This window comes from Mycolicibacterium sp. XJ1819, from assembly GCF_053483675.1.
This window is the reverse complement of sequence record NZ_JBEFST010000038.1, coordinates 1-6,523: the sequence shown is the minus strand read 5'-3', so window position 1 is coordinate 6,523 and position 6,523 is coordinate 1. Positions and strand designations below refer to the sequence as shown.

Sequence of the window (6,523 nt, the reverse complement as noted above, 5' to 3'; positions counted from 1 at the left end):
AGGTACTGAATACCCATGCCCGCGCGGGTGATCCAGTTCCGGTACAGCGTGTTGACGGTGCGCGCGCCCTGAACGCGGTAGACCATTCTCAGCTGCAGATGGTCCTGGAGGTTTTCACCGACCCCTGGCAGATCGACGGCCACCGGTACGTGGTGTTGGGCGAGCAGCCCGGCGGGGCCCAGACCCGAGACCTGCATCAGATGTGGCGTGCCGATGGCTCCCGCGGCCAGGATCACCTCCCGGCGGGCTCGCACGTCGACGATCTGGCCGTCTTTGAGCAGCCGAAGCCCAGTGGCGCGGCGCTGCGCCGTCGTCCAGGCACCACGACGCTGACTCTCGTGGACCTGATCGTCCAACAGCAGCTGTAACGCCTGGGTCTGGGTGTAGACGGTGAGGTTGGGCCGGCGGGTGACCGGGTGTAGGAAGGCATCGGCCATCGACCAGCGTCGGCCACGCCGTTGATTGACGTGGAAGTACGCGCTTCCGGAGTTGTCGCCACGGTTGAACTCCTCGATCGGCACAATGCCCAACTGGGCAGCCGCGGCCTGCCAGGCGTCCAGGATCTTCCACCGCACACGCGGCCGCTCGACCCGAATCTCGCCACCGGTGCCGTGCCAGTCGTCGGCGCCGCCGAAGTAGTCTTCCAACTCCTTGTAGATGGCCAGCGTCTGGCCCGGGCCGTCCCAGAGCCAGCGCTCGTCGCCGGTAGCGTGCGCCCACAGTTCGTAATCGCTTGCTTGCCCGCGCATGTGGATCATGGCGTTGATCGAGGAGCAGCCGCCGATCACGCGCCCGCGCGCATAGATGATGCTGCGTCCGGCCAGCCCCGGATCGGGCTCGGTGGTGAAGCACCAGTCGGTGCGAGGGTTGGCAATGGTGTACAGGTAGCCGACCGGCACCTTGATCCAGAACCAGTTGTCTTTGCCGCCGGCCTCAATCAGGAGCACGCGGTGGTCCGGGTTGGCGCTGAGCCGGTTGGCGAGCAAGCAGCCGGCGCTGCCTGCCCCGACGATGATGTAGTCGAACTCGGCCACGGGGCTGGTTTCCGGCACCGTACCTCCATTGCTGTCGGATGCGTGTCCCAGTGTGCGCGATGACTGTCCGCTACAGGCACATTCCCGTGCTGTCGCGATCCGCCGAGCAGCGGGCGCCGACATCATCGCGGCGTAACGCTCGGCGAGTACGTCGTATCCAGGCTGAGTCACGTCTTCATCATCGCCGCGCCGGAGTTACTTCACGCATGGCGACCACTCGCCGCGCTTGAGCCAGGGTTGTGTGGCGCGCCGGACGCGCCCGATGACTGGCCGAGGTGGCGCAGCGCCGAATCACGTTACGCAGCAATAAGTATGGCAACTGCGGGTACACCGGCTGGGTGATCCGACGAGCCTCACTGGTGCACCAACCCAGGTGGGGCGAATCGCTCACGGACAAGGGAGGTCATGAACGCTTGACTCTGGCGGCGCGGTCGATCTCGGCCAGGTGGTGCAGGATTCGTTCGTTGAGGGTGGCGAGCGTGTCGAGCTCGGCCGGGGTAAAGAGGTCGATGAAGTTCCGGCGGACGTCATCCACGTGCCCGGGAGCCGCCTTCTCGATAGCGGCGCGTCCGGCGGGCAGCAGGCGGACCATGGTGCTGCGGGCGTCGTCGGGGTTGGGCTCGCGGCTGATCAGCCCGTCGGCCTGCATGCGCCGCAACTGGTGGGAGAGACGGCTTTTCTCCCAACTCAGGGCTTCGCCCAGGTCGCGGGCGGACATACGGTCCCCGTCGTGGCCCGAGAGCGCGGCCAGGACCTCGTAGTCGGCCCCGGACAGGCCCGATCTCTGCAGGCTCCGGATCAAGTGGAGCTCAATCTGTTGATGCGAGTACACAAAGGCACGCCAGGCGCGAGCCTCACGAGCGTTCAGCCAGTTCGGTTTCATCGAAATTCATCCTACCCAATTGGTTGACGCGTCAGCCAATGCTGCGTAAGGTTGAGTAATCAACCTTTTCATCGTCAACCGAAACGGCATTCTCATGATCAGCATCAGCATCATCGGCGTAGGGAACATGGCCAGCGCGTTGGCCGACCGGGCGCTCGCGGGCGGCAACGCAGTCGAAATCATCGGCCGTGACCCGGTCAAAGCCAAGGAACTGGCCGCCGCGCTCGACGGCGCCACGGTCGGGACGGCCGGATCCGTCCCGGCAGGGGACATCGTTGTCCTCGCCATGCCGTACGCCGGCGCGAAGGCGGTGGTCAGCGAGTACGGAGCCGCGCTGAAGGACAAGATCATTGTTGACATCACCAACCCCGTCACACCCGACTTCACCGGCTTTATCACTCCGGAGGGCAGTTCCGGCGCGCAGGAGATCGCCGCAGCCGCCCCCGCCGGCGCGCACGTCGTCAAGGCGTTCAACACCCTTTTTTCCAACGTTCTGGCGGCCGGCTCAGTCGAGGGTCGCCGGTTGGACGTCTTCATCGCCGGCGATGACGCGCAGGCGAAGACACGCGTGTCGGAGTTCGTCGAAAGCTTGGGATTGCGCCCGCTGGACACCGGGCAGCTGGCAATGGCACGGACCTTGGAGAACGTCGCCCTGATGCAGCTGGGCCTCATGACCCACTCCGTCAAGCACACCAACTTCGCCCTCGGGGTCAGCGTCGTCGGCTGATCGCACCCGCACCTCTCCACCTACTCTCAGAAGGGCAGTCACATGCATGTTTTCGTCACTGGCGGGACCGGCCATTCCGGTTCGTACATCATCCCCGAACTCATTGCCGCCGGGCACCAGGTCACCGGCCTGGCCCGGTCGGACGCAGCGGCGAGGACCCTGGCCGCGCTCGGCGCGAAGGTGCGGCGCGGCAGCCTCGAGGATCTCGATGTGCTCAAGAAGACGGCCGAACACACCGACGGGGTGATCCACGTCGCACACCGGCAAGATCTCCTGCCCTCCGGCGGGATCAACGCCGTGACCGGGGCAGAGGTCCCGGTCATGCTCGCGTACGGCGAGGCCCTCGCAGGAACCGGAAAGCCACTGGTTGTGGCGGGCAGTATTGCCGCGCCCGGAAACCTGAACCGACCGGCCACCGAGGACGACCCGGCGCTTCCCAGCGGCGACGCGCACAAAGGCACCCTGCGGTTCCGCAACGCCGTGGAGACTGCCGTCGTCGGTCTTGCGGAGCAGGGAGTGCGGTCGTCGATCGTGCGGCTTCCCACCATCGCGCACAGCACCACCGATCGCGCAGGGTTTCTCCCAGGGCTGATCGCGCTCGCGCAGGAGAAAGGCTTCGCCGGCTACCCCGGAGACGGCGCGAACCTTTGGGGCGCAGTGCACATCCGCGATGTCGCCTCTTTGTTTCGCTTGGCGTTGGAGAAGGGTTCGGCCGGCAGTCGTTGGCACGCGGTTGCGGACGGGGGCATCCCGTTCCGCGACATCGCCGAGGCCATCGGCAGCCGCCTGGGCCTGCCCACCGTGAGTGTGCCCGTCGATGTGCTGATGCTGCCCGCCTACTTCGGGATGTTCACGAATCTGGTCACGATGTCCGTGCCGGCGTCCAACCTCATCACGCGCCGAACGCTGGGCTGGGAACCCGCTGCGCCCAGCCTGCTCGCCGATTTGGACAACGGCAATTACTTCTCGAACCGGCTGACGGCCTAGGCGCGCCGAGAGATCCCCTACGAGGAGGAACCATGACCATGTTCGCCCCGCACCGCGACACCTTGGAGTGCTTCGTCGACTGCATTCACGGCGGCGCCGATGAGAACACCCTCACCAGTCTGCTTGCCGAGGACGTGGTGCTGTACGGCCCGTTCGGCGATGAGCCAATCGCCGGCCGCAAGGCCGCCGTACAGACCATCAAGACCGTCAACAGACTGTCGTCCGATGACACCTATCTGGAGGTCCTCAGCGGTGAGACCCACCACGCCGCACACTTCCGGCTGCAAGTCGGGGACGCCGCGGTCAACGGCATCTTCTTCGTCCTGCTCGACGCGAACGGCAAGATCGCCGAAGTCAGCATCTTCTACCGCACGCTGCCCTCGGGCGTCGCACTGCAGCGGAACCTCGCGGATGTCATCGGTATGCGACCCTGGGAACTGCGCACGAATGGAAGTGCGGCTGTATCCACTGAAAATGCTATGGCACAACAGGTTTGCGATCCCGCAGACTGCCGGCCAGACACGCAAGTATGAAACTCAGATCGGGTGCAAATAGCACCGGCACCATCAGATGAATGGAGACATCGTGGGAAAGCTCGATGGCAAGGTCGCGGTAATCACCGGCGCGACAAGTGGTATGGCGCTGGCTGGCGCCAAGTTTTTCGTAGACGAGGGAGCCCACGTCTTCATCTCGGGCCGACGGAAGGACGCGGTAGACCTCGCGGTCGAACAGATCGGACGGAACGTGACCGGCGTGCAGGGAGACTCGGCCAACCTAGACGACCTGGACCGTCTGTTCGACACCGTCGAACGGGAAAAGGGTGCGATCGACGTGCTGTGGGCAAGTGCCGGCACGGGGGAGCAGGGCAGCCTCGGCGAAATCACCGAGGAGCAGTTCGATGCTGCCTTCTGGCTGAACGCGCGTGGCACGTTGTTCACGGTCCAGAAGGCACTACCGCTGTTCAACGATGGCGGCTCGATCTTCATGACCGGGTCGAACGCATCGCTGCGTGGCTACCCGAATTGGAGTGTGTACGCGGGAAGCAAGGCGGTACTGCCCGCCTACGCACGGGTGTGGGTGTCTGAGTTGAGGGACAGAAGGATCCGGGTGAACGTGCTGACCCCCGGCCAGGTCGCCTCGCCGATGTTGGCGGAGGTGATGGACGAGGAAACGAAGGCACAGTTCGAATCCGTGATCCCGCGGCGAGAGATGGGCCACCCCGAGGAGATCGCGACCGCCGCATTGTTCCTCGCGTCCGACGACTCGAGCTATGTCAACGGCATGGAGCTGGTGGTCGACGGCGGAACCACGGTGATCTGAGTGAGCGACGACGACATATCTGCGCCCTCGCGATCACGTCTGACACATCCCAAGCACAAAGACCACAAGGAGTAGCCATGACCACGTTCGCCCCGCACCGCGACACGGTGAAGAATTTCGTCAACTACATGCACGGCGGCGCAGACAAAGACGCTCTTTCCAGAGTTCTGGCCGAGGACGTGGTGCTGTACGGCCCGCTCGGCAATGAGCCACTCACCGGCCGCGAGGCAGTCCTGGACGCAATACACACGGTCGGCACGATGGCGGCCGACCTCAGCTACAAGGAAGTTCTCAGCGGCGAGACGCACCACGCCGCGTATTTTCGGCTGCAGATTGAAGACACCGTGGTCGACGGGATGGACTACATCCTGCTCGACGCGGACGGCAAGATCGCCGAGGTGACCATCTGGTGGCGCCCGTTGCCGACCGGCGTCCAGATGCAGGGGCATCTCGCTCGTCTCCTCGGCATGCAGTCCTGGAAACTGCTTATGGACGGGGAAGTTCCCGCGAGGGGGGCTGTCCCGTCTCAATGAAATGGCAGGACACCTAGGAGAATGCCAACTCTTTGAGACGACGGGCGACGGTGGTTTCGCGGTCTTGTTGGCAGTTCGATAGAGGCGCGGTCACGGTCAATGTTTCGCCCTGCACAGGAGATTGCGCCATGGCCCGGCAGGGCGCTTATCCGACACCTGCGACGGCGCGTTACATGTGACATCGTGGCATGACCGTGAAGGAGAGAGTCGGCGAGTACCAACAACGGATGCGGGAGCGTGGCCTCCGGCCTCTACAGGTCTGGGTACCTGATGTGCGGACCGAGACTTTTGCGGCCGAGGCGCATCGTCAGGCTTCGTTGGTCGCACGAGCGGACGAGAGCGGCGACGACCAAGAGTTCGTTGAGGCAATCTCGACACCGTGGGACGAGGAGTGAACCGAGGGGAGATCTGGACCGTCGCGGGGGGCGCCTACGCGGGGAAGTCGCGTCCGGCAGTGATCATTCAGGATGGCTTTTTTGACGCCACGAGTTCAGTGACTGTCGCTCCGATGACCAGCACACTGTTGGACGGACCGCTGATGCGCATTCGGATAGCCGGTGGAGACGGTCGACTGTCCGGCCTTGATCACGATAGCGACGTGATGATCGATCAGTTCACAACCGTCAGAAGGCCGAACGTCCATGCCCGGCTTGGCCGCCTGACAGCGGAACAGGTCGTCGAGGTTGAGCGGGCAATGATGGCGTTCCTTGGCCTTGCGCGATAAATGAAAACTGGGCGAGCGGCGCACTTCACAGGTAGCCGGCGGCCTAATCGATGCCCGCGAACATTGCCGGGCCTCATCGGCATCGGGGGAGCAGCCCACCGGGTGGGAGTGGTCGACGTGCGCGATGAGACGGGGTATCCCGTTACGCCGGGGGCTACTGGTAACCCGCCTATTTGGTTCCGTTGCATTGGGTGGCCGCGTCATGTGTAGAGGCATCTCTCAGCGCCACGGCTGGTAATCACCTGATGCGCTCCGCGTTTGCAACCGCGACGGCACCCTCGACGAGGCGATCCGGCGGCTCAAAGTGCTGCGTCG

Annotated in this window: 9 protein-coding genes; 7 read left to right on the top strand and 2 right to left on the bottom strand. The window is 64.4% G+C overall.

Annotation, left to right across the window (positions count from 1 at the left end; translation table 11 throughout):
- Together ABQE89_RS26180 and ABQE89_RS26175 are read right to left on the bottom strand one after the other, a co-directional pair.
- The coding region (locus tag ABQE89_RS26180) for a GMC family oxidoreductase (RefSeq protein ID WP_448422137.1) at positions 1-1,034 on the bottom strand (1,034 nt) is incomplete at its 3' end.
- Between the two features lie 403 nt (positions 1,035-1,437).
- A complete protein-coding gene (locus ABQE89_RS26175) occupies positions 1,438-1,917 on the bottom strand; it encodes a MarR family winged helix-turn-helix transcriptional regulator (RefSeq protein WP_448422135.1) in 480 nt (159 codons plus the stop codon).
- Between the two features lie 94 nt (positions 1,918-2,011).
- Here ABQE89_RS26175 and ABQE89_RS26170 point away from each other — a divergent pair, with 94 nt between their 5' ends.
- The 7 genes from ABQE89_RS26170 to ABQE89_RS26140 all read left to right on the top strand — a co-directional run bounded on the left by ABQE89_RS26170 (position 2,012) and on the right by ABQE89_RS26140 (position 6,208).
- Positions 2,012-2,644: an NADPH-dependent F420 reductase gene (locus ABQE89_RS26170; protein ID WP_448422133.1), complete on the top strand. Its 633-nt coding sequence runs from the start codon at positions 2,012-2,014 to the stop codon at positions 2,642-2,644.
- A gap of 42 nt (positions 2,645-2,686) precedes the next feature.
- Positions 2,687-3,631 (top strand): SDR family oxidoreductase, encoded by a 945-nt coding sequence (locus ABQE89_RS26165; protein ID WP_448422131.1) that lies wholly within the window; start codon positions 2,687-2,689, stop codon positions 3,629-3,631.
- A gap of 32 nt (positions 3,632-3,663) precedes the next feature.
- Complete coding sequence (locus ABQE89_RS26160) at positions 3,664-4,164, top strand: nuclear transport factor 2-like protein (protein ID WP_448422129.1); 501 nt, start codon at positions 3,664-3,666, stop codon at positions 4,162-4,164.
- Positions 4,165-4,216: 52 nt separating this feature from the next.
- Positions 4,217-4,951 (top strand): SDR family NAD(P)-dependent oxidoreductase, encoded by a 735-nt coding sequence (locus tag ABQE89_RS26155; RefSeq protein WP_448422127.1) that lies wholly within the window; start codon positions 4,217-4,219, stop codon positions 4,949-4,951.
- A gap of 77 nt (positions 4,952-5,028) precedes the next feature.
- A complete protein-coding gene (locus ABQE89_RS26150; RefSeq protein ID WP_448422125.1) occupies positions 5,029-5,484 on the top strand; it encodes a nuclear transport factor 2 family protein in 456 nt (151 codons plus the stop codon).
- A 188-nt stretch (positions 5,485-5,672) separates the two neighbouring features.
- Positions 5,673-5,879, top strand: coding sequence for an antitoxin MazE family protein (locus tag ABQE89_RS26145; protein ID WP_448422123.1), 207 nt, complete (start codon positions 5,673-5,675; stop codon positions 5,877-5,879).
- Positions 5,864-6,208: a type II toxin-antitoxin system PemK/MazF family toxin gene (locus tag ABQE89_RS26140; RefSeq protein WP_448422121.1), complete on the top strand. Its 345-nt coding sequence runs from the start codon at positions 5,864-5,866 to the stop codon at positions 6,206-6,208. Before ABQE89_RS26145 ends, ABQE89_RS26140 begins: the two co-directional genes overlap by 16 nt.
- Positions 6,209-6,523 lie beyond the last annotated feature (315 nt).